We start from the raw sequence: 255 nt of genomic DNA, 5'->3' as shown, positions 1-255 counted from the left end.
AGGATGCAACCAGTTACATACTGAAGGTGGCGAAAGAAAAAAACGCCAGGAAGGTTGTTAAATCCAAATCAATGGTGACTGAGGAAATTGGCATGAACGCCGTTCTTCAGAAAGCCGGGATACCCGTTATTGAAACAGACCTTGGGGAATACATTCTTCAGCTTGCACACGAACCGCCATCACATGTGGTTGTTCCGGCAATACATAAAGATCGCCATCAAATCCGCAGAGTGTTAAACGAACATCTGGGGTATG

Annotated in this window: 1 protein-coding gene; it reads left to right on the top strand. The window is 45.5% G+C overall.

Annotated elements, in window-relative coordinates:
• Positions 1-255: LUD domain-containing protein (locus tag E0D98_RS26865; RefSeq protein ID WP_131891709.1), on the top strand; the 255-nt coding region annotated here is incomplete at both ends.

Origin of the sequence: Escherichia sp. KCJ4928 (genome assembly GCF_004352695.1) — a bacterium.
Taxonomy (GTDB): domain Bacteria; phylum Pseudomonadota; class Gammaproteobacteria; order Enterobacterales; family Enterobacteriaceae; genus ECMA0423.
This window is presented reverse-complemented; position numbering and strand designations above follow the sequence as displayed.